Annotated in this window: 26 protein-coding genes and 1 tRNA gene; 13 read left to right on the top strand and 14 right to left on the bottom strand. The window is 62.0% G+C overall.

The window, feature by feature from the left end; all coding sequences use genetic code 11:
- Window positions 1-168 precede the first annotated feature (168 nt).
- From ACZYOF_RS26210 to ACZYOF_RS26190, 5 genes are all read right to left on the bottom strand, one after another.
- Complete coding sequence (locus ACZYOF_RS26210; protein WP_463717587.1) at window positions 169-2409, bottom strand: xanthine dehydrogenase family protein molybdopterin-binding subunit; 2241 nt, start codon at window positions 2407-2409, stop codon at window positions 169-171.
- On the bottom strand, window positions 2406-3422 hold the full coding sequence (locus ACZYOF_RS26205; protein ID WP_463717586.1) for an FAD binding domain-containing protein: 1017 nt from the start codon (window positions 3420-3422) through the stop codon (window positions 2406-2408). Before ACZYOF_RS26205 ends, ACZYOF_RS26210 begins: the two co-directional genes overlap by 4 nt.
- Window positions 3419-3934 (bottom strand): (2Fe-2S)-binding protein, encoded by a 516-nt coding sequence (locus ACZYOF_RS26200; RefSeq protein ID WP_130581709.1) that lies wholly within the window; start codon window positions 3932-3934, stop codon window positions 3419-3421. Before ACZYOF_RS26200 ends, ACZYOF_RS26205 begins: the two co-directional genes overlap by 4 nt.
- A 484-nt stretch (window positions 3935-4418) precedes the next feature.
- Complete coding sequence (locus ACZYOF_RS26195; protein ID WP_463717596.1) at window positions 4419-4802, bottom strand: DsrE family protein; 384 nt, start codon at window positions 4800-4802, stop codon at window positions 4419-4421.
- A gap of 81 nt (window positions 4803-4883) precedes the next feature.
- Window positions 4884-5855, bottom strand: coding sequence for an MBL fold metallo-hydrolase (locus ACZYOF_RS26190; protein ID WP_463717585.1), 972 nt, complete (start codon window positions 5853-5855; stop codon window positions 4884-4886).
- 169 nt (window positions 5856-6024) lie between these two features.
- Here ACZYOF_RS26190 and ACZYOF_RS26185 point away from each other — a divergent pair, with 169 nt between their 5' ends.
- Window positions 6025-6954: a cupin domain-containing protein gene (locus ACZYOF_RS26185; RefSeq protein ID WP_463717584.1), complete on the top strand. Its 930-nt coding sequence runs from the start codon at window positions 6025-6027 to the stop codon at window positions 6952-6954.
- 394 nt (window positions 6955-7348) lie between these two features.
- Here ACZYOF_RS26185 and rpsU read toward each other — a convergent pair whose 3' ends face one another.
- Window positions 7349-7687, bottom strand: a complete 339-nt coding sequence (gene rpsU / locus ACZYOF_RS26180) for a 30S ribosomal protein S21 (protein WP_130581715.1) — start codon at window positions 7685-7687, stop codon at window positions 7349-7351.
- Window positions 7688-8186: 499 nt separating this feature from the next.
- Here rpsU and ACZYOF_RS26175 point away from each other — a divergent pair, with 499 nt between their 5' ends.
- From ACZYOF_RS26175 to ACZYOF_RS26155, 5 genes are all read left to right on the top strand, one after another.
- Window positions 8187-8396 (top strand): cold-shock protein, encoded by a 210-nt coding sequence (locus ACZYOF_RS26175; protein ID WP_130581712.1) that lies wholly within the window; start codon window positions 8187-8189, stop codon window positions 8394-8396.
- Window positions 8397-8494: 98 nt separating this feature from the next.
- Window positions 8495-8737, top strand: a complete 243-nt coding sequence (locus ACZYOF_RS26170; RefSeq protein ID WP_130581713.1) for a transcriptional regulator — start codon at window positions 8495-8497, stop codon at window positions 8735-8737.
- A 701-nt stretch (window positions 8738-9438) separates the two neighbouring features.
- Entirely contained in the window at window positions 9439-9609 is a 171-nt protein-coding gene (locus ACZYOF_RS26165; protein WP_282530715.1) for a hypothetical protein, read from the top strand.
- A 142-nt stretch (window positions 9610-9751) separates the two neighbouring features.
- A complete protein-coding gene (locus ACZYOF_RS26160) occupies window positions 9752-9949 on the top strand; it encodes a TenA/THI-4 family protein (protein WP_130581364.1) in 198 nt (65 codons plus the stop codon).
- Between the two features lie 314 nt (window positions 9950-10263).
- On the top strand, window positions 10264-11253 hold the full coding sequence (locus ACZYOF_RS26155) for an alpha/beta hydrolase (protein WP_463717583.1): 990 nt from the start codon (window positions 10264-10266) through the stop codon (window positions 11251-11253).
- A gap of 39 nt (window positions 11254-11292) precedes the next feature.
- Here the strand turns inward: ACZYOF_RS26155 and ACZYOF_RS26150 are convergent, their stop codons facing one another.
- The 3 genes from ACZYOF_RS26150 to ACZYOF_RS26140 form a co-directional block, all read right to left on the bottom strand.
- The gene (locus tag ACZYOF_RS26150) at window positions 11293-13098 is read right to left on the bottom strand and encodes a glycosyltransferase family 2 protein (RefSeq protein ID WP_463717582.1); all 1806 of its coding nucleotides are present in this window, start codon (window positions 13096-13098) and stop codon (window positions 11293-11295) included.
- Window positions 13095-14972 (bottom strand): sugar nucleotide-binding protein, encoded by a 1878-nt coding sequence (locus ACZYOF_RS26145; RefSeq protein WP_463717581.1) that lies wholly within the window; start codon window positions 14970-14972, stop codon window positions 13095-13097. Before ACZYOF_RS26145 ends, ACZYOF_RS26150 begins: the two co-directional genes overlap by 4 nt.
- Before the next feature lie 190 nt (window positions 14973-15162).
- The gene (locus ACZYOF_RS26140) at window positions 15163-16119 is read right to left on the bottom strand and encodes an MBL fold metallo-hydrolase (protein ID WP_463717580.1); all 957 of its coding nucleotides are present in this window, start codon (window positions 16117-16119) and stop codon (window positions 15163-15165) included.
- A 280-nt stretch (window positions 16120-16399) separates the two neighbouring features.
- Here ACZYOF_RS26140 and ACZYOF_RS26135 point away from each other — a divergent pair, with 280 nt between their 5' ends.
- The 4 genes from ACZYOF_RS26135 (at window position 16400) to ACZYOF_RS26120 (ending at window position 18377) form a co-directional block, all read left to right on the top strand.
- Window positions 16400-16687 (top strand): type II toxin-antitoxin system ParD family antitoxin, encoded by a 288-nt coding sequence (locus ACZYOF_RS26135; RefSeq protein WP_282530710.1) that lies wholly within the window; start codon window positions 16400-16402, stop codon window positions 16685-16687.
- Between the two features lie 7 nt (window positions 16688-16694).
- The gene (locus tag ACZYOF_RS26130; protein WP_463717595.1) at window positions 16695-17048 is read left to right on the top strand and encodes a type II toxin-antitoxin system RelE/ParE family toxin; all 354 of its coding nucleotides are present in this window, start codon (window positions 16695-16697) and stop codon (window positions 17046-17048) included.
- A gap of 259 nt (window positions 17049-17307) precedes the next feature.
- Complete coding sequence (locus tag ACZYOF_RS26125; RefSeq protein WP_130581351.1) at window positions 17308-17886, top strand: bifunctional transcriptional activator/DNA repair enzyme AdaA; 579 nt, start codon at window positions 17308-17310, stop codon at window positions 17884-17886.
- A 20-nt stretch (window positions 17887-17906) separates the two neighbouring features.
- On the top strand, window positions 17907-18377 hold the full coding sequence (locus tag ACZYOF_RS26120; RefSeq protein ID WP_282530708.1) for a PaaI family thioesterase: 471 nt from the start codon (window positions 17907-17909) through the stop codon (window positions 18375-18377).
- A gap of 191 nt (window positions 18378-18568) precedes the next feature.
- Here the strand turns inward: ACZYOF_RS26120 and ACZYOF_RS26115 are convergent, their stop codons facing one another.
- A complete protein-coding gene (locus ACZYOF_RS26115; protein ID WP_130581353.1) occupies window positions 18569-18832 on the bottom strand; it encodes a hypothetical protein in 264 nt (87 codons plus the stop codon).
- Window positions 18833-19131: 299 nt separating this feature from the next.
- The gene (locus tag ACZYOF_RS26110) at window positions 19132-19395 is read right to left on the bottom strand and encodes a hypothetical protein (protein ID WP_463717579.1); all 264 of its coding nucleotides are present in this window, start codon (window positions 19393-19395) and stop codon (window positions 19132-19134) included.
- A gap of 579 nt (window positions 19396-19974) precedes the next feature.
- Between ACZYOF_RS26110 and ACZYOF_RS26105 the strand changes: the two genes are divergently transcribed.
- The gene (locus tag ACZYOF_RS26105) at window positions 19975-20328 is read left to right on the top strand and encodes a methyltransferase family protein (RefSeq protein WP_463717578.1); all 354 of its coding nucleotides are present in this window, start codon (window positions 19975-19977) and stop codon (window positions 20326-20328) included.
- Window positions 20329-20468: 140 nt separating this feature from the next.
- Complete coding sequence (locus tag ACZYOF_RS26100) at window positions 20469-20753, top strand: GYD domain-containing protein (protein ID WP_130581356.1); 285 nt, start codon at window positions 20469-20471, stop codon at window positions 20751-20753.
- A 147-nt stretch (window positions 20754-20900) separates the two neighbouring features.
- On the opposite strand, the gene ACZYOF_RS26095 is transcribed toward ACZYOF_RS26100, so the two are convergent.
- The 3 genes from ACZYOF_RS26095 to ACZYOF_RS26085 form a co-directional block, all read right to left on the bottom strand.
- The gene (locus tag ACZYOF_RS26095; protein ID WP_463717577.1) at window positions 20901-21719 is read right to left on the bottom strand and encodes a pentapeptide repeat-containing protein; all 819 of its coding nucleotides are present in this window, start codon (window positions 21717-21719) and stop codon (window positions 20901-20903) included.
- A gap of 282 nt (window positions 21720-22001) precedes the next feature.
- Window positions 22002-22078: transfer RNA gene (locus ACZYOF_RS26090), tRNA-Arg, on the bottom strand.
- A gap of 222 nt (window positions 22079-22300) precedes the next feature.
- Window positions 22301-22570: a hypothetical protein gene (locus tag ACZYOF_RS26085; RefSeq protein ID WP_282530705.1), complete on the bottom strand. Its 270-nt coding sequence runs from the start codon at window positions 22568-22570 to the stop codon at window positions 22301-22303.
- Window positions 22571-22793: 223 nt separating this feature from the next.
- Here ACZYOF_RS26085 and ACZYOF_RS26080 point away from each other — a divergent pair, with 223 nt between their 5' ends.
- Window positions 22794-23237, top strand: coding sequence for a hypothetical protein (locus ACZYOF_RS26080; protein WP_282530704.1), 444 nt, complete (start codon window positions 22794-22796; stop codon window positions 23235-23237).
- Window positions 23238-23567: the final 330 nt, after the last annotated feature.

The raw sequence follows: 23567 nt of genomic DNA, 5'->3' as shown, positions 1-23567 counted from the left end.
ATCGCCCCAAAACCTAACGTTGTTTACTCGCGCTTGCGCGCCCGTCCAAGCGGGTGCAACGCCGCTCCGACAGGCCGTGTTTTCTTTACGGATTTTCCGGTTCCTGTCCAGCGCGATGGCACCTCCCGGGCGGCCCGCCCGGGACGCCAGCGGGCCCAAAGTGGCGGCCTAAGCCGCCTGCCGGCCCGCCAGCACCTTGTCGAGGGTGATCGGCAGGTCGCGCACCCGCACGCCGGTCGCGTGGTAGACGGCATTGGCGACCGCCGCGGCGACCCCGACGATGCCGATCTCGCCGAGCCCTTTGATCCCGAGCGGGTTGATCAGGCTATCCGGCTCCTCGACGAAGATCACCTCGATGTCCTGGATATCGGCGTTAACCGGCACATGGTACTCGGCGATATTGGCATTCATGATCCGGCCCAGGCCGTGGTCGTAGATCGTCTCCTCATGCAGCGCCATGCCGATGCCGCCGACGACGGCGCCCATCACCTGGCTGCGCCCCGTCTTCGGGTTCAGCACGCGGCCAGCCGCGACCGCGCTGACGACGCGGGTGACCCTGATGACGCCGAGTTCCTCGTCGACCTTGACCTCCGCGAACACGGCGGAATGCGTGTTCCTGGCGTGCGCCTTGTCCTCGGCGAACTCGTTGGTCTTTTCCTTCTCGATCCGCTCCATCGCGCCATGCCGCATGATGTCGGAGATCGACACCCCGCGCTCGGTCTGCGTCCGGCTGACGAGCTTGCCGTCGGAAAGGGTGACGTCTTCCTCGACCGCGTCGGCGAGCGGCGAGCCCTTCATCAGCTTTGCCAGCCGCAACAGCTCCTTGCGAACCTCGCTCGCGGTCGCGATCACGGCGTGGCAGGCGGAGGCCGCCATCCATGACCCGCCCTCGACCGGCGCTCTCGGCAGCGTGGAATCGGCAAGGTGGACCGTGACGTTCTCGATCGGAATCCCGAGGCTGTCGGCCGCGACCTGAGCCATGATCGTATAGGTGCCGGTGCCGATATCTGAAGCCGCGCAGGAGACCTCGGCGTGGCCGTTGGCGGTCATCACGATCCGCACCGCGGTCGGCATCTGCAGCGCCTCCCAGACGCCGGAGGCCATGCCCCAGCCCACGAGGCTCTTGCCGTCGCGCATCGAGCGCGGCTCCACCTTGCGCTTGTCCCAGCCAAATGCCGCGGCACCCTCGCGATAGCATTCGCGCAGGCGCTTGCTGGTGTAGGGCAGGTCCTCGTTCTGGTCGCGGTCCGAATAGCAGCGCAGCCGCAACTCCACCGGATCCATCTTCAGCGCGACCGCGAGCTCGTCCATCGCGCTCTCCAGCGCGTAGACGCCGGTCGCAGCGCCCGGCGCACGCATGTCGCAGGAGGTCGGCACATCCAGCGGTGCCACGCGGTGTTCATATCGGGCATTCGGCGAGGCGTAGAGCAGGGCCGACCAGCCGGTGTCGTTGCGCGAGAATTCCTCGAACTGCGAGGTCACGCCAATCGCTTCATGCGAGATCGTATCGAGCGTGCCGTCGCGCCGCGCGCCAAGCGCAAGCCGCTCGATGGTGGCCGGACGATAACCCAGCCCATACATCTGCTGGCGCATCAGCACCAGCCGCACCGAGCGCTGAAGCTTCAGCGCGGCCATCACCGCCAGCACGACGTGGTATTGCGGCCGCAAGCCGGCGCCGAAGGCACCGCCGACATAGGGCGAGAGGACCCGGATCTCTTCCGGCTTCTTCTCGAACACGCCGCAGAGATACTGCTGCACGTTCTGCACGCCTTGGGTCTTATCGTAGACCGTCAGCGGGCCGCCGGCTTCCCACATTGCGGTGGTCGCAAACAATTCCATCGGGTTGTGATGCTCGGTCGGGATGAAATAATCGGCCTCGTGCCGCACCTCGGCCGCCGCGAATGCCTTTGCGGCATCGCCACGCGGCCTGTCGGGCTTCTCGACGACGATGGCATCATCGCGCTTGCGATAGACGTCGGTGACGAATGGCTGCTTCTCATAGTCGACGCGGACGAGCGAGGCCGCATAGCGCGCGATCTCCCATTCTTCCGCCACGACCAGCGCAATCGGCTGCTGGTTGAACTTGATCGCGTCGTCATAGAGCGGGCGGAACGGCGAACCTTCCTCCGGGGCGACGTCGTCCCTCCAGGCCTCATCGCTGTCGGCGACCTTCGGCCTGTTCTCGTGGGTGATGACATCGATCACACCCGGCACGCGCCGCGCCGCGCTGGTATCGATCCGCGCGATCCGGCCCCTGGCGATGGTCGCCTCGACGACCGCGCCATAGGCGAGGCCGCCTGCGTTGAAATCGCCGGCATATTTGGCGGCGCCGGTAACCTTGGCGCGGCCATCGACGCGCGAGGTGGCGGTGCCGGTGTAGGTTTTCGCGGTATTGTTGAGCATGCTCATTGGATCGTCTTGTTCGATTGCGATTGCGGCGTGCCGTGCGCGGCCTGCGACAGCGTGCGGATGATCGCCCGCCGGGCGAGATCGAGCTTGAAGCCGTTATGTGCCTGCGGCCTGGCGTCGCGAAGCAGCAGGTCAGCCGCGCCGGCAAAGCTCGCTTCGTCAGCGGGCCGCCCGCGCAGCGCTGCCTCGGCCGCCGGATTGCGCCACGGCTTGTGGGCGACACCGCCGAGCGCGAGCCGCGCCTCCTGGATCATGCCGTCCTTGAGCTCGAGCGCGGCCGCGACCGAGATCAGCGCAAACGCGTAGGACATCCGGTCGCGGATCTTCAGGTAGGAGTGGTTTGACGCAAAGCCCTTTGCCGGCACCTCGATCGCGGTGATGATTTCGTCCGGCCCGAGATTGGTGTCGATATGCGGGGTGTCGCCGGGCAGGCGGTGGAAGTCTGTGAGCGGAATGGCGCACGCCCCGTTTGGGCCCGTCACGTGCACGGTGGCATCGAGTGCGGCGAGCGCCACGCACATGTCGGACGGATGCGTCGCAATGCAGGAGGTGCTGGCGCCCAGGATCGCGTGGCCGCGGTTGACGCCGTTGACGGCCGAGCAGCCCGACCCTGGCTGCCGCTTGTTGCAGGGCGTCGCGGTGTCATAAAAATAGGCGCAGCGCGTCCGCTGCACCAGGTTGCCGCCGGTGGAAGCCATGTTGCGCAATTGCTGCGAAGCGCCGGCCAGAATTGCGCTAGCCAATAGCGGATAGCGCTTTTCGATTAGCGGATGCCAGGCAAGGTCGGAGTTCGGCACCAGCGCGCCGATCCGCAAGCCTCCCGAGGCGGTCTCTTCGACCGAGGTCAGCGGCAGGCGGGAGATGTCGATCAGCGTCGTCGGCCGCTCGACATTGTCCTTCATGAGATCGAGCAGGTTGGTGCCGCCGGCGATGAACTTTGCGCCGCTAGTGGCGGCGATCAGCCGCACCGCGTCGGCGATATTATTCGCTCTTGTATACTGGAACGGGATCATGGCTTGGTTCCCATCGCCTGCTGGATCGCGGCGACGATGTTGGGATAGGCGCCGCAGCGGCAGATGTTGCCGCTCATGAATTCCCTGATCTCGTCAGCACTCTTGGCCCGTCCCTCGGCGATCAGGCCGACGCCGGAGCAGATCTGCCCGGGTGTGCAATAGCCGCACTGGAAGGCGTCATGGTCGATAAAGGCCTGCTGCAGCGGGTCCAGCGCGCCATTGGCGGCCAGTCCCTCGATGGTGGTGACGTGCGCGCCGTCCCGCATCACTGCAAGCGTCAGGCACGAATTGATGCGGCGACCGTCGACCAGCACGGTGCAGGCGCCGCATTGGCCGTGGTCGCATCCCTTCTTGGTACCGGTGAGATCGAGATGATCCCTGAGCGCATCCAGAAGCGAAACCCAGGGCAGGACCGAAAAGCGCCTCTCTGTCCCGTTCACAGTCAATGTCACCGACACCTTTTCCGGCAGCGGTTGAGGCTTGGCGCCCGATTGTGCGGCTCCATCTTGCATCGTCAGCGACTCCGTCTTGCAGGTGGCTGCCATCCGCCATTACAGCGGAGAATACCGGTCGTTTAGATTGGTTCCAAAGCGAGCGGCAGCATGTCGAAGCGGCTGTTCCGGTTCTTTCCAAATTGCACGTCGGATTTCATGAGTGCACTTGCCACGATGCCGCAGGGACATCTCGCTGCAAATTCGCGGCCTTGCGCTTGCTATGAATCTATTCCGTGAAGTCGCCGCTCTTTGTCGTGACGGCCTATTCGGGAGTGTCCTGGTTCACATTGAGACAACGCTGGTCAATCGTTGCTTCTGTGCGACCCCATGTCAGCATCGAGCCCGGCAACAATCAGGACGCCGGCGCTGGCGGCTGCCGCCATGAGAATCAGGATGATGCTGAGTGCATAAATCACGATCGGCGACCTCGACGGACTGATTATCCGATACAATCAGCAAGAGCAGCCATCGTTCCGCGGCGCGTTGCGGGGAGTATCGGGCATCACTCCGTGATCTTGATGAAACCCTCCTGGACGAGCTGCACCGTGCGCGCCATGGCATCGGTGTTGACCGGGATTCCGGGGAGCAGGTCGGTGTTTCCCCAGTGGTGGGCCTTTGCAGTCGCGCCACACAGTTCCACGCGGACGCCGCGTTTCATGAGATCTTCCAGCAGATCCTTGTAGGGGTTGCCGGTCGAGATGTTCCGGTCGGCGTTGTAGGCCGCATCGTGCAACGTCAAATGGCCCGCGTTGGTATGAAAGACCGCAACCACATCGCTCTCTGCGTTCCAGTCGACGGTATCGCTCGTGATGAGCTGAAGGTGAAAGATCGACGCCTGCAGGTCGCCCTCGAACGCCGGGGCGCCGATGCTGAAGACCACCTTCAGCCGCGACAGCTTGACGGGGATGTCGATATGCAGCGCTTCGTCCAGGCAGACATTCTCAATGCTCGTGCGATAGCCGCGCGCTCACGCGCCCTCGTAGACCAGCTTGGTGAAGAAGTCGGGAGTTATGACGAACTGGCCCCACTTCTCGTCGAAGGCCGCCGTTGGCTTCGCGGCGATCGTCTCCTCCAGCGTGCGCCCCTGCTGCTTGAGCTTGGCGACGTTGTCGTGAATGGCGACGAGCATGTCGCGGTAGGCCTTGAGCTCCGCTCTGTTGCTGACGGGACGGCCATGGCCGGGGATCACGATGGTCTTGTCGGTCGTGGCGGCAAGATTGGCTTCGGCGGCCGCGATCGATCCCTTGATGTTTCCGCCGGTCGAGTAGTCGATGAACGGATAGATCCCGTTCCAGAAGGTGTCCCCGGTGTGAAGGATATCGGCTTCGGAGAACGTCACCGAGATATCGCTGTCGGTGTGCGCCGGACCGTAGTGCTTCAGCGCCAGCGTCTGACCGTTGAACTTGAGCATCTTCTCCGAGGCGAAGACCTCGGTCGGAACGGCCGCGAGCGGGGAGGTGGGGAAGTTGAAATCCCAGTCCTCGACCCTCTGCGCCGAGAGCAGATGCTTGTGCGTATTCTCATGCGCGAGGATGGCCGCGCCCTCGGCGTTCAGCCATTCGTTGCCGTCGGCATGATCGAAGTGCCAATGCGTGTTGATCAACTGCCGGATCGGCTCGTTGCCGAGCCGGCTCGCCGCCTCGAGAATGCGCGGCCGCGACGCCGTGATCCCGGCGTCGATGAAGACCTTGCCGTCTTTTCCCGTGAGGACCGCGATATTGCCGCCGGACCCTTCGAAGATGCTGACGTTGTCGCGCAATTTGTGGACGGTGATGGGGGTCTTGGCCGCGGAATCCCGGATCAGGTCGACGATGTTGCGGGAGGCAGCATAGGCCTCGCGCGGACTGAGCCAGCCGCTCGTCGCCGCAACCGTGGTCGCGGCCATGCAGCACAGGCAGAAGCCGCGCCGCGACATCATGTGTTGGGGCAGGGTGGACATGAATGCTCTCCGGTCTCGGGAAATCTCGGACGGCTTGGCCCCAGAAGCGGGCAGCGTTGTTTCGTGCGGTCTGGGAAGAACTTAAGCAGAAGCCGGTGGAATATTGGATGTCCGCGCGGCGCATTCGCATGGCCGCCCGGATCAACATCTGGCAGCGATGCAAGCGACCATGACGAGAAACGAAAGCGATGATCCGTTAAGCAGCCTGGCGCCATTTTTGCGCGTCAAACCCGATTTACAGGATTTCTGCAGGTTCGGCGGCGCCTGGGTCTCGCCGCACGAGGCGTCCGGCGGGGCGCAGTTTCATATCGTGACCCGCGGCCATTGCGTGTTCGAGATAAACGGTCACGGTCCGGTGAAGCTTGGCGCCGGCGATACATTGCTGCTCCCGCACGGCGACGCCCATGTGGTCCGCTCGGTTTCGACCGATGGCACCATCCGCAGGATCCTGACCGAATTCCGCAATGCCATTCGCGCGAAGTCGACCCCGGGCGTCGCCTACGACACCGAGCTCGTTTGCGGCGTATTGCGGGGTGAAGCTGCGTCCGAGCAAGCCCTTATCGCCGCGCTTCCGAACTTTGTCGTGCTGCGCTCGACCAGGCTTCCGCTGGCCGAGCGATTACACACGCTCGCGATCTGCATCAGCGACGAATTGGATTCGAACGAGACCGGCAGTACGATCATCGCGACCAATCTGGCAACGGCACTCTTCGTGATGATGCTGCGCGAACGTCTCAAGGAGGTGCCGCCGGCTAGCGGTCTTCTCGCCCTTCTGACCCATCGCTCGACGTCGCATGCGGTGCTTGCGATGCTGCGCGAGCCCGCCCGCGACTGGACCCTCGACCTCCTGGCGAAGGCGTCCGCGGCATCCCGGGCAACGCTCGTCAGGTCATTCCGCAAGCTGGCCGGACTGGCGCCGCTCGCCTTCCTGACCGAGCTGCGTCTCGGCTTCGCGCGACAGCGGCTCATGACCACGAACGACCCCATCTGCGTGATTGCCGCCGATGTCGGCTACCAGTCGGAGGGGGCGCTAAGCAGAGCCTTGCTCCGGCGCTATGGCGTCAGGCCCAGTAAACTGCGGCTCGGCAAATCCGGCTGAACGCTGCATTCCGGTCGCCGGGGCGCTGAAACGAAAGGGCCGCTGATTTCTCAGCGGCCCTTGCCGGTTAATAAATCTGTTCGGAATGAAATTGGCCCCGGCGAAAGCAACCTTAGCGGTATCGTGGTCCTATTTGGATTCCGGGGAATCACGGTGGCCCCACGGTGAACACCTTCCGTCAGGGTGCTCCCCGCTGTGAGCACCCCCGGAACCCGATCGAACGCGACTGCGCCAGGACTGCCACCAGCTCGCATTGAGGATCGCAACGCGTGAAGGTTTGCGCTCGCGAGCACCGAGACGAGCCGCTTCGATTACGTTGGCAAACTCAAAGCCTCACGGCTTTGCGGCCAACCCGTCATATCGAACCGGTGTGATAGCTGCGACGTCTCCTGCATCACGTTTCGGTCGCGGTCTTCGTCTGCGCGAACTCCCGGGTGGGATTCGGCTGGTTCTGTCCTGTTCTGGCGATGATGTTGGAACGCAATTCCGGCCCGCGCTTGTTGTCGGTCGGCTTTTTGGCCGGCGCAGCGATCAGTCCGTCTCGAACAGCCTGCTTGCGTGCCTGCTTGCGCAACCGTCGTATGGCTTCTGTCTTCTCTCGCGCAGCCTTGTCCGAGGGCTTTTCGTAGAACCGACGCCGGCGCATCTCCTTGAAAACACCTTCGCGCTGCATCTTCCGCTTCAGAATTCGAAGCGCCTGATCGACGTTGTTCTCTCGGACGAATACCTGCACGCGCTTTTCTCCTAAGCATTGTCGGCGCAAAACCGTTGAAGCTTCCCGCAATGGGCGCTTCAGAGATTTCGGAGTACTGAAGTTCGGTTGAAAGCGATCCCGGTGGTGAAGAGAAGTTGGGACGCAATTCTGAGCCGCCGCAATCTGTTCGGATGGAGCGCACGGTCTCTCGGCCATCGGCGCGAAGCCGATACAATTTTTTTTCACGATGGAGCCTATGGGCGGGAATAGCCAGCTCTTTTTGCAAGGATTTCGATTGAGCAGCCTGTGCTCTTGCTGCATTTGCAGCCGACCTGCTGCATCGAACAGGAGAAGAAGTTCCTTCCGCGACGGCCGATTTTACCTCCGGGACTTGTAATCCAGGGCCGAGGCCTGTAGGTTGCATCGGTTCGATTAGCCGCTGTGCCTTTCTGAATGTGCCCGCGGGCTCTTTCCCAAAGACATCGCCAGTTGAATGGATCGCGTGACGGTCGCGCGAATATGCTTTGGAGATGAAAGAATGCCGACGGGTACTGTGAAGTGGTTCAATGGTCAAAAGGGGTTTGGCTTTATCCAGCCCAACGATGGCGGGAACGATGTGTTCGTTCACATCAGCGCCGTTGAACGGGCGGGTCTTTCCGGCCTTGCCGAAGGCCAGAAGGTGGCCTTTGAAATCAAGACTGACAAAGTGCGGGGCAAGGTAAGCGCAGAGAATCTGTCGCTGGCCTGAACCGTTCGCGCCATTTCACGGATGTACTGAAATGGCAGTATTGCCCGCTCGATCCCGGGATTGAGCGGGCTTTGTGTTGTTCGGATTGGGAAGACAAGATGGCTGTCCAGAAACCCGCTGAAGCGTCCCCGGAAAGCATCGCGCGCGCTAACCGGCAACGTCTCGCGATGGAAGAAGGTGCGCGAGCGATGGCAGACGTCCAGCAACAGGCCATTGCGGTGCGTAAGAACATGGAACGTCTTCGCGCCTTGAGGGAGGCCAGGGAGGCCGAGGAGGCGACAACTCAAGCGGCTCGTCCGGACATCTCGAACAGGAAGCGCAAGAAGGTGCTCTCGAAATAGCGCACACGTTCGGCTCTGGCTTTGAACCGGCCTTCGTAGGGGGCCGATAATCAAACGCTGGGTTGGCACTCGATCCGTGTTCCAGGTTTCCATGGTCGCCGGTATCAAGCCATTGACTTCCGGCGCTCAGCGGCGCAGTGCGGAAACCATCTGACGCTCATTTCCTATGGAGTAGGCGGACACATGGCGAAGAGCATGGGGACTGTATCCACCATCGAGTCAGGGCAAACCATTACATTCTCACTGGCGGTCGGGCCGGTCAGGCAAGCATGCCGACTTCAGACGACTTTTCGGACCCAGAACCAAGCTTTCAGCTACTTGCACAGACATCGAACCGAGTTCGAGCATATCGCTCGCGCGAGACTTGCTCGCGGCGAGCTCGAAGATGGTGTGGTCCAGCTCGTGATGCTTTAGGCAGATTGCTGTGATGGGAGCTTCGCTCGCCGGAGCGGAGCAGGGCCGACGATCTTCTTGCCTGAACAGTTGGTTGGCGATTCGCCGGGAGTGGCGGTCTATCACCGGCGCTGCGCATGTGATATGCTCGTTGGAGCTGGCGCAGAAAAACAACATCTAAAAACAACAAAAGACAACATTGTGTCCCAGCGTATGGGCGCTGTCTCGGAGCCGGCGGTGAATCGATCGTAATGCGGCCTTCGTCCAGCCTTCGGCCATAAAGGAACTGCCTGACGAAGGAAAGTGCCTTGCGAGCGCGTGCACGCAGGCTCGGATACGCGATCCATAAGTCGCGCTCACGTTCGATCGACGAAGACAACTTCCGCAAATACGCGCTCGTGAAGGAAGACAGCAATTGCGCGGTGCTTGGCGAGCGTTTCGACGCCTCGCTGGAGGATATCGCCGAATACTTGGGCTGACACCTGATCGCCGCCATCAACGAGCTTGTTGTTGGCGCGTGACCGCGACTTGCAATGTGCCGAGGCAAGGACCGGATGAAGTTTGAAGCCCATCGCCGAGGGCGGGCTGAAATTGTACGGAACGCAACGAGGAGCACTGATCATGGCGCAGCTCGATGATTTCAGATTGATCCGGGAGATCGTTGCAGCCGGCCGCCCCAAGCCGGTGATCGAACACCTTGATAAGACCAGGTATCAGCGCCTCGTCGAGTTAGGTTGGCTGAAGGTATTTCCTCAGGACCCCGGTCATGTGCTCTATCAGGTTACCGAACGCGGGAGAGCCGCTGCCGCGCGCTCCTGAAGGCACGCGCTTCCCAAACGGGCGCGCAGTTGCAGGAATCGGTCGAGAGACTGGCGCCCGTCGCGGTCGGCTTTTTCCTCCTGAAGGCTTCACCGGAATGGCCACGAGGGAACTTTGCTTCGCCGGGTTCCGACCTGTTCCGCGCCGTAACCGTAATCAGTGAATCCGTTCGGCGGTCTTACGTCCCGGCCTGAAGCTGCCGCCCTTTTCTCGCCGCCATCATCATTCAGGAAATTCATGAGGGGCGGGTCTTACGGAGGCGGCTTCTGAAGTCCCGCGTGATCGTCCGACACTCGCTGCGAAACGAAGTGATGATGTCCCGCCGCGCCCTGCTGGGCGGGCTTGCATCCTCTGCGGGCGCACTCGCGCTCGGCGGATGCGCCAGCCTGGGTGCGACCGGCGCGCGCTACGACGCATCGTCGCTGTCGGTGGACCCCACGCTGCTTGTTGCAACCACGCGCAAGCCCGTAAAAGGCGGGCGCGCGAAGCCTTGGTTCGGGCCGGATCGGGCCTCCGCGATGACCGTCGCACGGGCGAAGCTGGTGCCGCCGGACGAGAGCCGCTTCTCCCTGGCGGCGGCGGGGCTCGGCGGTTGGCGTATTGATCAGGTCGAGCCGGTTTCGGGAGACGTCAGCGATCTTCTCGGGCAGGCCGGCGGCGGCGGATCAGACGTCCTGATCTACGTACACGGCTTCAAACAGACGTTCGAGACGGCGGCGCTCGATGCGGCCCACCTTTCCGATGGCATCCGGTTCCGCGGCCAGACGATGGTGTTCTCCTGGCCGTCAAAGGCGGGATTGTTCGACTACGCCTACGACCGCGACAGCGCAATGTGGTCCCGCGATGACTTCGAACGCGTGCTTCAGGCCATCGTGACGCCCGCGGGCGCCGGCCGCGTCCACATCGTCGCGCACAGCATGGGAACGATGCTGGCGCTCGAAAGCCTGCGCCAGCTCCATGATCGATATGGTGACACCGTTGACGGCAGGATCGGCGCCGTGGTGTTCGCTTCGCCCGATATCGACATGGACGTGTTCTCGTCGGCGATCAACCGCATCGGGCCGCTCGCCCGCAAGATCACGGTGATCACCGCAACGAACGACCGCGCGCTCGCACTCTCGGGGTCGCTCGCCGGCGGCATGACACGCGTCGGCGCCGCCGAGAAAGCCGTCATCGAGAAGCTCGGCGTGCGCGTGGTCGATGCTTCCGACTCGGGCTGGGGCATCATCAACCACGATCTGTTCCTGTCGAATGCAGAGGTGCGGCGGGTGATCCGCCGCCAGATCGACACCTCGGCGGCGTGAACGCGGTCTTCGCGTGGCCGCAGCGCGAGCCACGCGCTGCTATTTGGCCGAATGGTCAGGCTGCGGCCATCCGTGCCGCCACAGGTTGTGGTTCCGCCACAGGTCTCGCCATATCGTTCTGCGAGCGAGCCCTGATGTTTCAGCCATTGCGCGCAGTGTTACGCCACCCAGCAGCAGCCATCGAGCTAGTCTGCTTCGGAGCGCGGGCAGGTGCTGGCGGTATAGGCTCACCTTGCCGCGCAGGATCGCGACCCACCGCTCGGAGTCACTCGCCGAACTCGCGCCGCCTTGATGGATGTAGCGCGCAAAGCCAGTGAAGAGCGGAGCGCCCGACAATCTTTTCGCCCTGATGCACAGGTCAACGTCCTCTCCATAGAGGAAGTATTGCTCATTGAACCCGCCCAGCCGGTCCCACAATGCACGGTTGATCAGGAGCGTTGCTCCCGTGAGCGCTGGGACTGCCCGGATGCCGGTCCGGCCCCAGCCGCCGAGCGCATCGGGATCGAGCCACTTGCCACCGGGCCAGTGCCGCAGGCCCAGTGCGAACGCGATCGATTGTCGGAGCGACGGTTCGGCAAGGCAGTTGTGGGGGTCGACGCTACCGTCGTGCCGCATCATCCGTCCGCCGACGATCGCCTCCGCCTCGCTCACCAGCGAGGCCGCGATCAACTGATCGATCGCATCGGATGCCAGTTCGACGTCCGGATTGACGAGCAGAAGATGGTCGACTTCGTCACCGAAATCGACGGCGAGCCGGTTGACTGAAGCGGCGAATCCGCGATTGACGGGGTTCGCTCTGATCTTCGTGCGGCATTCGGCTTGTCGAACAAGATCGGCCGTGCCGTCCACCGACGCGTTGTCCTCGATTCGAATCGAAAGCTCGGACCAGCAAGATTTCAGCGAAGTGAGGCAGGCTCTGATTTCATCAGCGTTGTTATGCGTGACGATGCATATGCCGATGCGTGGTCGGCGTGGTGCGACCGGTGCAATCGGCGGCGGCTTTGGCCCGATCCACGCGGCGGCATCATCGTTCTCGCCTCGGGTAAGCCGTGCCGAGAGCGCCAGCAGTACGAAGCACGCGAGGGCTGGGCCCTCTCGCCAGAGACGCGCGACATCGCCCAATCGGGACCGGAACGACCTCGTGGGCAGGTTGCCTGGCCGAACATCGTGCAGTCCTGCAAGGGTGCGATTGCCATGGTCCCACCGCCGCTTGGCCCGGATTAGATCCCATCTCCGTGGGAGGTTGAACAGGAAGCCGCCCGCGGCAAGGAGTTTTCGTTCGCTTCTCGCGAAGAGCGAGCGCACGAACAGGTCGTCGGCCGCGATCGGGGGAAATGCGCTCCACCTGCGGCGGCCCGCCGGGTTCGTGGCATAGACGCCGGCTCCGACGACGTCGTTCTCCATCCCGGAGAGACGCGGCCACACTGAGGCGAACCCGCGCTCCAGTCGGCCCTCCGGCCGAACCAGCACCATGGGAGGCGCGACGAGAAGCGGCTCATCGGTGGCCAGGCCTGCGACAATCGCGGCCAAGGTGCCAGGGAGAATGATGGTGTCTGCGTCAAGGTAAAGGACCGCCCCGCCACGACGTTCGCGATCACCCCGATTGAGCGCCGCCGTCTTGCCCGGACAGGTGTTCGTTACGACGATCAATGTTTGGCGTTCATCCTCGAACGCCCTCAGCAACAACTCAGCGCTCGCCTGATTTTGGCTGGACGCAGGCCCGTTTGCCACCACGATCACGCGAAGGTCGATATCGTGGCCGTCGCACAGAAGTGCAACAAGGCATCGCTGAAGCAGCCCAGGATCGCCACCTGCGGGGATGACGACATCGAGGGTGTGGTTCACGATCGTCTCGCCGTTCGCGCCCCGACGCTTTCCGTCAGCCAGGTCGCGCCATAGGCTGCCACGAAGACCGCGAAATCGAACCAGGCCGACGGTCGCAGAAGCGGCCTGAGGACGCCCCTGTAGCGCGGAATCGGATCTGGAGGAGCAAGGTGGGTCGCCCGCGCCAATTCGCGATTGCCACGCAGGTAGCGGCGCCGAGCCCGGATCAACTCGCGCCAGCCTTGCGGCGCCACCACATGGTAGCTCTCCGATGCGAGCAGCAGCCGTTCCTTCGGAGCGAACAGCATCCGGACAAACTTGTCGTCCGACGCGAGTTGCGGGAGCGCGCCCCACCGCCGCCGGCCCTCGGCTGACACCGCATAGGCGCCCATGGTGACGGGCGAAGCATCGCAATAGGGTAAAGCGCACCAGTAACGGCAGAACGCGCGCACCACCGGGGAAGGGGAGGGATCGAACCGTGCGCGAGGCGCGGCGAATTGAATGCCTGTGCCCATCGTGAGCGCTGCAAATAAGGCGGAAAGCGCGTACGGGGACAGTCTGGCGTCCTGGTCCAGATAGAGGCGATGGGTGCCGGCAGCCGCCACCGCCTCGGCCGCGGCTATGGCGGCGCGGCGGGTCGGCGGCGTACGCAGCAATCGCACGTGGAAGTTCCGTGCGCGCAAGCTCGCGACATGCGCGGCCACCGCCGCCTCGCTGTCTTGCCGGCCGTCGTTCAGTGCCAGCAGCACCTCGACGTCGCTCGCTTGCAGTCCGCCATCGTTATCGAAGCGTTGATCGGCAAGCGCAGTCAGGCTCCGGCCTACGGTGTCGGCTCCGTGATACACCGGAATGATCACGGAAAAGCGCGGCACCGCGCCCTGTGCGATGCGCAGAGCAGATCGCAAAGGCGCGGGCTCGAATCCCGGAAGGCGGCGCCTCAGCCGGCTGTTCGACTGGGTGACGTTGCGCGGCCGGATCATGTTCGGACTGAACGAGGCGCGCGAGACCCGCTGGATGTCCGACGCCGAGTTCATCTCCCGGCGCATCATGCAGATGATTTCGTACGGCGTCATCGCAGATGAGCCTGAAATGTGCACGAGCCCGTGATGACGTTGCACTGCCAGCTCTATTGTTGCCAAAGCTGCGTCGGCCAGGCTGATTGGCGATCGCCATTCGTTATCGATCGCGTTGACCGGTTCGTTGCGCTTGAGGCGTGCGGCGATCGTCGTCCATGATGTCTGGCGACAATCGACCGGGAAACCGAACAGCAGCGAGTAGCGGGCGACCAGTCCGCAGCCGTGCTCTATGACGACACGCTCGCCGGCAAGCTTGCTTCTGCCATAGACGTTCGCCGGAAGTGGCACATCGTCTTCATCGTGGAACCCGCCGTTTCCGTCCCACACGAAATCGGACGAGGCATACAGCATCCATCCGTTCGTAGAGGCGGCGTAAGCCGCCATCCTCATCGCGGCGTCAACGTGGAGCGCATGGCAGGAGGCGGGGTCGGACTCGGCGATCAGGGGCGGTACTCCCGCAAGGTGCAGGATGCGCGTCGGGGTCGCGCGTTGCAGCAACTCCATCAAAGCCGCGCCCCTTCTGATATCCACCAATTCGGTGACATGCGCGCCCGGCAGCGGTGAACGGCCAAGCGCATGCACGTAATCGCCAGGGCAGTGACGCGAAAGCGCACTGAGGATATGACCGCCCAACTGCCCCGATGCGCCTGAAATCAGCCAGCGCTGCATCGCATTCTCGGAGATTGTAATATCTGTCAGTAGCCAAATGTCTCGATCAATGGTTGCAATTTTATTGGGTGCCTCCTGAGATATCAAGGAGAATTCGGCTGGCTGCGACGGCTTGCGAGCTGCCGTGAAGAGCGAAACCTCGGCTTGCAAGCTCGATTTCGCTTTGAGCCAAGTGAGGATTTCACTCCCGACGATGTCGAGAAAGCGGTTCGCATCAGTCCGCCGGGCCACGCTTTCGATGGGCCAGAAAATCGAGTGTTAGCGCGGCGCCGCGTTAGCCGCATCGGCGGGCCCCTGAAATCCGGCCAATCGACAGCGGCTACTTAGCAATCTTCGGCCGTCAGGCCGCTGGCACATATTGATATCCCGTGCCCTTCCGCTCGGCCAAGCCCAGGCCGGAATAGGGCCAGTGGAAGCCCAGCATCTTCATCCTGTCGGTCGCGGCGCGGTCGAGCAGCTTCTTCCGGTTGGCGACGGCTGTGCCATTGTCCATGTCGTAGGCGAACTGCCACTCCGGATGAGGAAAATAGACGGCGGGTTCCGTGATCGCGTCGGCCGGAATGAGCAGCCCCTCGCTGCCTGCCAGGACCAAGGAAATATGGCCCGGCGTGTGACCCGAACTGTCCAGTACGCTGAGGCCCGTTACGATGTCATCACCGGGCTTGACCATGGTCACGCGATCCTTGACCGCAGCAAGATTGGTTTGCGCACCCGTGACGAAGATATGCATTTGTTCGGCGAGCTTCGTCGTGAGGTGAGGGTCCATCCAGAAATCCCATTCGACTGCCGAGACGTAGTAGGCGGCATTTGGAAAGTTCAGGGCACCGCCCGCGCCAATCGTGCCCCAGATATGGTCGGGATGCGCATGGGTGAATACGACCTTGGTGATGCTCTTCGGACCAATATTGGCAGCATTGAGGTTGTCGAGCAGTTTTCCGGCGGTCCCCTGGAAGTTCGCACCAGAGCCGGTATCGAGGAGAATGAGGTCGGACCTGGTGCGGATCAGAGCCGGATTTGTTGCCGGCTTCACCTGATCGGGATCCAAACCAGCCTCTTGTAGAAGCCTGTGAACCTCTTCCCGCGGCGCATCAAGCCCATGGATCGTCGCTGGCAGCACGAGATGGCCATCGCTTAAGACCGTGATTTCGAAGTCGCCTTGCCGGAATCGGTAAGGGGTTGTCTGGGCAGGCGACCGCGTCGCCCGGATTCCGGCGCCAGCGAGACACGCGGCGCCGACTACGACTTGCCGACGACTGAGAGCGAAGCGCATTGGCGTTGGCTGATCGTATTCTGACATCTCCAAGCCTTCCTTCCCCGACGCCTGATCCGATCGGAACGCGACTGTCGTCGCCCACGCTCCAAGCCGGCCGGCCTGTTTTCGTTAGAATGGTGGCAGTAAGCTGTATTCTCCAAACCTACAGCACATTGCGCCGATCGCAACCCGTGCCGCCTTCGCGCTTGGTTACGGCAAATCGAAAGCCATAATAGTGCACGCGCCAAAATCGGGGTTGAGGCCATCGAATGACGATAGCATATTATGCCATACGCCATTTTTTGAACGATCCGCGAGGACGCCAATGCCAACGAGAAATGTTGTGCTGACCGAGCGCCAGGAAGAACTCATTGACACCCTCGTCAAGTCCGGCCGCTATCAGAACGCCAGCGAAGTGCTGCGTGACGGGTTGCGGCTGGTGGAGCAACGCGAGGCGGAGGACGCGGGCAAGCTGAAGGCCTTACGCGCTGCGGCTCGCCTCGGCGTTGGTGCATTGGACCGAGGCGAATTCAAAGAATTCAGGAATATCGAAGACCTGCAAGCCTATCTGAACGAGCTCTCGGAGAAGGTCATCTCCGGAACAGCCGAATAGGGCCTGTATAGCCGAGCATAGATGGCGCGTCCGTCTCGGCGCTGCTGCCGAACTCGACTTTGCGAACATCCTGAAATGGACCACTGAGAATTTTGGCGCGCGACAATCGCGCGTCTATCGGGACACGCTCGTTCAGGCGATTGGTGAACTTGCTGACGGTCCCGATGTCGCAGGCTCCAAGGCCCGGGACGCGATCATGCCGGGTCTTCGCACGCTCCATGTTGAGCGACGCGGTCGTCGCGGAAGCTACTTCATCATGTACCGGGTAGCGCCAAAGAGCACGATCGAAATCGTGCGCATCCTCCACGACAGGATGGACCTTCAGCGCCATGCTCGATTTGCCCCCGACGAGGACAAATAGAGCGCCACTTCGCATCATGTGGAAAAGCGTACTCCTGCGCACGCCGGTGCTCGCACCAAGCGCAAAACGGCAGGTTCTGGAGTGCCCAGGGGTGTACGAAGGGCGCGCCGGAGAGGTTCGAATTCCCGACCCTCGGAATCGAAATCCGATGCTCTATCAAGCTTAGCTACGAGCGCGTGCCGTCCTGGCGGCGGTCGTTTTCGGACCTGGTCTTCGAGAATGGCTCGCCACCTGCGGCGATGGTCATTATAGCAATCGCATGCTCGACTTCGCCGCACAATATGAAGCATTTCGACGCCGCGATCCGGCGTGGGACGGGCTGGTGTTCGTGGCGGTCAAGACGACGGGAGTGTATTGCCGGCCCGTCTGCCCGGTGCGAACGCCGCTCTCGCGGAATGTGAGGTTTTATCGCAGCGCCGCTGCCGCGGAACACGCGGGTTTTCGACCTTGCCTCCGCTGCCGTCCGGAGGCTGCTCCTTTCTGCCCGGCCTGGAAGGGGACCAGGACGACTGTCGAACGTGCACTGGCGCTCATCGAAAACGGCGCACTTGATCGGAGCAATATCGAAGCATTGGCCGATCGTCTCGGAGTAGGACCCCGGCACCTGGCGCGGCTGTTTGCCGAGCACCTCGATGCATCGCCTCTGCAAGTCGCGCTTTCGCTTCGTGTTCAACGTGCAAAGCGTCTCCTCGATGAAAGCGATCTTCCAATTCCTCTCATCGCCAAGCGTGCCGGGTTTTCGAGTGCAAGGCGCATGAGCGCATCTTTCAGCCGGATCTATGGCCGGTCACCATCGGCGTTTCGCAAAAAAGCGTCGCCAAGGACGATAACGAGCTGAGCGAGACGGAGTGAGATACGATGCTTACCAAGACCTTCGGGACGGTGGATGCCGAGACACAGAAGACGATGAGTGGACTGGAGTTTGTGCAGGGCCTTGCCAGCGGCACGATTCCTCTCAACACCTTGGCGCGAACGTTGGGGTACGACGTGGCTGAGGCTACGCGCGGTCGTGTTATCGTGACGCTCATTCCAACCGACGCCCACCTAAATCCAGCCGGCACGGTCCATGGCGGCCTCACGGCGACGCTGCTCGATAGCTGCATGGGGCTCGCCGTCCAATCGACGCTGGACCAGGGCGTGGCTCAGACAACGCTCGAATTCAAGATTTCTCTTGTGCGCCCAATCACGCCGGAAACGGGCCAGATCAGGGCCGAAGGAATGGTTTTGAATTGTGGGCGCCGTATCGGCACGGCCGAAGGGCGCGTCACGGACGGCAAGGGCCGATTGCTCGCTCATGGCACAACGACCTGTCTCATTTTTCCGAGTTGAACTATGGATGCCCGCTGTACCCGGATCGTAGAACCGACGTGAGATGGCGAAGTTCTTCGGGGACAGTTTGCACGCCAACTCAGCAAAGCCGCCAGCGGCGCTAACAAAGAGGGCACCGCGACCTGGGCGAAGGTGAAGTACGATCGATCGTCAGATTATGGCAATCGCCAAGTAGAGGGAGGCGACTGCATCTACTCGATCCTGTCATCGGTCAGGTGCTTCAGCATCGCCTCACACGCATTCTCGGCTTCAGCGAAGGTCTTGAACGGCGAACCGCCCACTCTGATCGCAGGCCTGTTCAGATCGATGGGACGCCACGAGGCAACAAAGCCGGGCTCTCCGTGAAGGCCGGGGCCGGTTCGGCTCTCATTACTGATCACGAACGAGAACCCGCGGCTTATCGCGCTCCAAATTTGGAAGTCTTCCGTCGGACCGATGATGCGGCTGAACTGCATGATGCATCCGAAGCCCACACTTCGAAAAGGATATCGCTTCGCCGATCCGGAAACATGCAGCGCTATTGACGTAACGACTGTTTTTCCCCAGCCGTTGGCCAATCAGCTCGCACAGCTCGGCGACATCGCCGGTCGGATAGTACGCGCTGAGGTAATACGTGCTTAAAGTCTTGCCGGAGCGCGGCAAAACCCGGCGCCGTATACGGCCGGCTTGGCCTTGTCCTGAAAAAGAAACGAGTAGTTGATTTTCTCGATGTGAATGCGGTCCGTCTGTTTCGGCTCGACGGCACGCGCGAGCTTCACGAGCCGGCGAGCGGCTTTCTCCGGATCGGCATAGGGGGGTCTAACGCTGGCTTGGACAAGACATTGTACTGCTCGTCGGAGCCCAGATCCCCTGTTTGCCTTTTCACGACCTGTTCCAGCTCAAGCGCCTCGATGGCAAGCTCATCCGCCAAACGCTTAAGCAGCTCGCGTTTATTTGGATCCGTCGCCGACATGGCCATGACGGCACAATTGTTGGCATCAGCCCGGAGCTGGTGCAATTTTCCGCTGAGGTCCTTCATGGCTCACGTCCTCGTTGGCCTGTGCGCTACGCGGACATGGGAGTCTAGACAATCGACGCTAAGTCTCTGTTCGGTTGAGCACAGTTCGCTATTATTTTTGCGCGGGCGAGCTGCAGAGGGGGGTGTGCGCCCACAGACCCTGCGGCGAATTCGGATGCATCCAAGCTGAACCCCTGGCCAGCGCTTTGCGGAGCTGAGTGATGCGTTTTTCCCCGTCAGTTGCACGGGCGGTTCCGAAACGGGCCAAACGAAAAAGATGAAAAGAATACAATATCTTAGGTGGTGCGGCGCGCCACGGCAGACGAGGATGGGCTCTATTGCTTCGCCGTGGCGCTATGATGCGGCGGCCCGCTGCGCGTTCCAACCGGCAAATCTCGGACCGCCTGCGATTTTGCGATACCCTTGCAAATAGTCTTCGGCTGGCCACCTCAAAAAGGGGTGCAGGTTCACCGGCCCCACCTATGACTGACACGGCAGATACTGCGAATGTCATTGTCCGGCCGCCGATCGCGTGGGTGCTAGTGGTGCTTGCCGGTCTCGCGCTCAATTGGCTCATACCTTTGCCGTTCTTGCCGGGCCGTGGTTGCTGCAGGCTGGCTCGGCGCGACAGTGTTTGTCGTTGCGGTGGCGCTGGTCGCGTGGGCGATCACTACCATGACCCGGGCCGGCTCGAATGTGCCCACCAACTTGCCGTCCACGACCATCGTGGAGACTGGCCCCTACCGCTTCACGCGCAACCCCATCTATCTCGGCATGGTACTGGGGCTCATCGGCCTGGCCATTGCCTTCAACGACCTCTGGCTGCTGATGACGCTGGTGCCCTTCGCGCTTGTCATCCGCTACGGTGTGATCACCCGCGAGGAAGCCTATCTCGAGCGCAAGTTCGGGAACGCCTATCGCCGCTACCGCGCGCGGGTGCGGCGCTGGCTATAGGGCTTGTCGGACAAAATGCGGGGCCGGGGAGGCCGCATCTTGCCGTTCCCGCTACGCACAACGACATGGCACGGGTCCCTGGAAGGCGTATAATCGTGCGGTCCTTCGCGCATCATGATCAACATCACGTGGAGGTGGCCATGAAATATGTGCTGCTTGGTAGTCTGAGCCCGGAGTGGGCAAGCAAGCAATCGGAGCGGATCGGCAAGGCCAAGGCAAAACTCGACAAGCTGGGCATCAAGGTCGAGTCGATCCACTACACGCAGGGCTATTACGATTTCGTCGACATCGTCGATGCCCCGAATGAGGGAGCGATGCTCGCGTTCTCCGTCTGGTACGCCACCCAGGGTCTGGGGCGGATCCAGAGTATGCCGGCCTTCGACGCAAAGAGCTTCGAAACCGCGCTCAAGGATGCGGCGAGCTAACATCTTCATCGGCCGTGGCGCACCCATCGGTCTCGGCTAGCCAGCCCAAACCGTTGTTTCTTGATCTGAGGGCTGTTGGCATCGCCGCATTGGCGCCGATTGCTTCAGTTGCTGGCTGAAATGCCAGGTTTCGGATCACTGCGATCACTAAGGTAGGCGCCGCGCCAGGTTCAAGTTCCTGGCCTTGTCCAGATTGCGGGCCTTTTCCAGCGCGGCTGCGCTCGGCAAGAGGGCCGACGCGAGGTCAGTCTCGGTGAAATCGGCGCCTGCGAGATTGGTGTTGGACAAGTCGGCTCCCGAAAGGTCGGCACCGCTAAGATTGCAATTCGCCAGATTGGCGTTCTGCAGCTGCGCGAATTCGAGATCGGCGCGCGCGAGATTGGCGCCGTTCAGATCGGCATTCCTGAGATCGGCGGATTTGAGCACGCCACGCATCAAGCCCATCGATTGGTTGCGCATATCAGCGCTCAAATCGGCGCCAGCAAGCTTAGCCCCGATCAAGCTGGCACCAGAAAGATCCGCGGTTATGCGAGCGCTGTTCAAATCGGCGCCGCCAAGCTTGGCGCGCTGCATCTGCGTGCCGAGGAGTGATGCCTTTACGAGAGACGCCCCGGTCAAATCCGCGTCGATGAGCCAAGCCTGGTTGAGGATGGCACGATAGAAGCGTGCGCCTTTCAGGCTAGTCCGGTTGAGCTTGACGAGGCGGAGATTGCTGCCGGAGAAGTCGAGCCCCGAGAGATCGAGTTGCGACAGCCGCTTTCCTTGCAAATCCGCAGAGCTCTGGCCCGCGGCGTCTTGAGGCGCCGCCTTGAGAAGCGTCTCGACCTCGGCCCGCGTCATCTCGGATGTCGACATTTCGGGGCTGTTGAGGTCGACGCTGCGCAGCATGTCCTGCGACACGGCGTCGATGGGATCAGCCAACAGCGCCGTCATCGACACAAGAGCAAACGCGTGACGAAACAGCATCGCTGTCTCTCCGCTTTCCAGTAACCCGGCATTGTCTGTTGCATTTTTTCGGGTTGGTCGCACCGTTACCTTAGCCGGTCGAGGTACGCCTCCGGGCGACGCGAGAGTATGAAACCGGATTACGGTCCTCGCAATGCCCGTGATCGCTCCGTCCGAGGAAAAGCTGCTCGAGAAGGCGAAGTGCCAGATCGCAGTCTATCGCAGTCCTGGCGATTTGAGCGCGCACCCGGGCCCCGGCATCATAGCGCCACGGCGAAGCAGTAGCGCCTATCTTATCGGCTGTGGCGCGCTCGGAGAGATTCGAACTCCCGACCCTCGGAATCGAAATCCGATGCTCTATCCAGCTGAGCTACGAGCGCGTGCCTTGGAGCATGATCCGGAAAAGTAGAAACCGGTTTTCCCTCGCGACAAACGCGAAGCGTTTGCACGGAGATCATGCTCAGACAGAGAAGTCAGATCATGGATCCGACTCGGTATGGTCGGATCATGATCCAAGCGTCGATTATCAGGTTTGGGCCGGAACGGCCAGCGCGTGGAGCGGAAAAGGTGCCCTGCGCACGGCGTCCCGCCCGGTGGGGCCTTCAGAAACAGGGATGCCGGCGGCCGTCCTGGCCGATATAGGCGGAGGCGCTCTGGCGGCATTTTACCGCCGTCGGGCCGTCGTAATAGGCGAACGTGCCGGGCGTCGCGCCCGGGCCGTAATTGTGGAGGTAGCTGATCTGATAGGGCAGGTGCCCGGCGTGGTGCCGGTGGTGGTGGTGATGGCGGTAATGGCGGGCGTCGGCCACGCTTGGGGCGGCAGCCATGGCGGCAAGAACCGCTGCGGCGGCGAAAAACTTCAGTCTGGGCATTGTGCGTCTCCAGGGCCAGCCGGGGCGATTCTGGCCGATCCAGCCTTTCATTTAGCGCGGTTTGGAGGGAAAAACTGCGGGAAATAGGCCACATCACGTCAATTTTTGGCCCATTCTGGATGCTTAACGGTTTCCCAACACAGTCCGGCCAGAGTTTTGGGGTCTGGTCCGGGGCCCGCAGCCGGCTTTGTTTGAGGCGACCAAGGCTACTGTCACATTGTTCATGCGCATCACGCTTCTCGCCCTGTTGTTCCTTGCTCTCGCGATGGCGCCGGCGCGTGCCGTCCTGCACATCACGCGCGACCATGGCGGCTATGTCGATGAGTACAAGGCCAAGTACAAGCGCATCCGCGAGCGCGGCGAGCGCGTCATCATCGACGGTATCTGCAATTCCGCCTGCACGCTCGTGTTCGGCATCGTGCCGATGAACAAGATCTGTGTCACGCCCAGGGCAAGCGTCGGTTTCCACCAGGCCTATTACGACAAGGCCTTCACCTTCGGCATCAAGGTCACGAGCCTCGATGGCACCTCCGACCTGATGTCCTATTACCCACAGACGGTGAGGGACTGGATCCGCCGCAACGGTGGGCTGACCACCGAAATGAAGAAGATCAAGAACGGCATCGAACTCTGGAAGATCGTCGATCCCTGCCCGGAAGAGTGGTAGGGCGGGGCCGGTTTTGGCCGTTCGTGTCGCCACATTCCTCAGCCGTCATTCCGGGCTCACGCTGCGCGTGCCCCGGAATGACGGGGGAGAAAAATTCGCGAGCAATTCCAACGTGATTTGCCTCGTCCAGCCCTCACACAAAAAACATTCCGCTTCCGCCGTCGGGCAAATCAGTGATTTAACTCCGCGCGTCTCACCCGAGAGAGGGGCGGGTCGCGATCGTCACGAACGTTGCGGTGAGATGCGGTGGACGCGGGTGTCGCGACTGACGAGCGTGGCACTCGCGGACGGCGAAGTCGTGTGGTCCTGGCGCCCCGACGCTGGCGCTAA

The organism is Bradyrhizobium sp. LeoA1Lang (assembly GCF_055413685.1).
Note: the sequence above shows the minus strand (reverse complement) of the source record. Positions and strands in the feature narration are given on the sequence as shown.

Coding starts and splice junctions, on each gene's coding strand:
- ACZYOF_RS26210 (WP_463717587.1), bottom strand. CDS start 2,409: ATGAGCATGCTCAACAATACCGCGAAAACCTACACCGGCACCGCCACC.
- ACZYOF_RS26205 (WP_463717586.1), bottom strand. CDS start 3,422: ATGATCCCGTTCCAGTATACAAGAGCGAATAATATCGCCGACGCGGTG.
- ACZYOF_RS26200 (WP_130581709.1), bottom strand. CDS start 3,934: ATGCAAGATGGAGCCGCACAATCGGGCGCCAAGCCTCAACCGCTGCCG.
- ACZYOF_RS26190 (WP_463717585.1), bottom strand. CDS start 5,855: ATGTCCACCCTGCCCCAACACATGATGTCGCGGCGCGGCTTCTGCCTG.
- ACZYOF_RS26185 (WP_463717584.1), top strand. CDS start 6,025: ATGACGAGAAACGAAAGCGATGATCCGTTAAGCAGCCTGGCGCCATTT.
- ACZYOF_RS26175 (WP_130581712.1), top strand. CDS start 8,187: ATGCCGACGGGTACTGTGAAGTGGTTCAATGGTCAAAAGGGGTTTGGC.
- ACZYOF_RS26170 (WP_130581713.1), top strand. CDS start 8,495: ATGGCTGTCCAGAAACCCGCTGAAGCGTCCCCGGAAAGCATCGCGCGC.
- ACZYOF_RS26160 (WP_130581364.1), top strand. CDS start 9,752: ATGGCGCAGCTCGATGATTTCAGATTGATCCGGGAGATCGTTGCAGCC.
- ACZYOF_RS26155 (WP_463717583.1), top strand. CDS start 10,264: ATGTCCCGCCGCGCCCTGCTGGGCGGGCTTGCATCCTCTGCGGGCGCA.
- ACZYOF_RS26140 (WP_463717580.1), bottom strand. CDS start 16,119: ATGTCAGAATACGATCAGCCAACGCCAATGCGCTTCGCTCTCAGTCGT.
- ACZYOF_RS26135 (WP_282530710.1), top strand. CDS start 16,400: ATGCCAACGAGAAATGTTGTGCTGACCGAGCGCCAGGAAGAACTCATT.
- ACZYOF_RS26125 (WP_130581351.1), top strand. CDS start 17,308: ATGCTCGACTTCGCCGCACAATATGAAGCATTTCGACGCCGCGATCCG.
- ACZYOF_RS26120 (WP_282530708.1), top strand. CDS start 17,907: ATGCTTACCAAGACCTTCGGGACGGTGGATGCCGAGACACAGAAGACG.
- ACZYOF_RS26115 (WP_130581353.1), bottom strand. CDS start 18,832: ATGCAGTTCAGCCGCATCATCGGTCCGACGGAAGACTTCCAAATTTGG.
- ACZYOF_RS26110 (WP_463717579.1), bottom strand. CDS start 19,395: ATGAAGGACCTCAGCGGAAAATTGCACCAGCTCCGGGCTGATGCCAAC.
- ACZYOF_RS26100 (WP_130581356.1), top strand. CDS start 20,469: ATGAAATATGTGCTGCTTGGTAGTCTGAGCCCGGAGTGGGCAAGCAAG.
- ACZYOF_RS26095 (WP_463717577.1), bottom strand. CDS start 21,719: ATGCTGTTTCGTCACGCGTTTGCTCTTGTGTCGATGACGGCGCTGTTG.
- ACZYOF_RS26085 (WP_282530705.1), bottom strand. CDS start 22,570: ATGCCCAGACTGAAGTTTTTCGCCGCCGCAGCGGTTCTTGCCGCCATG.
- ACZYOF_RS26080 (WP_282530704.1), top strand. CDS start 22,794: ATGCGCATCACGCTTCTCGCCCTGTTGTTCCTTGCTCTCGCGATGGCG.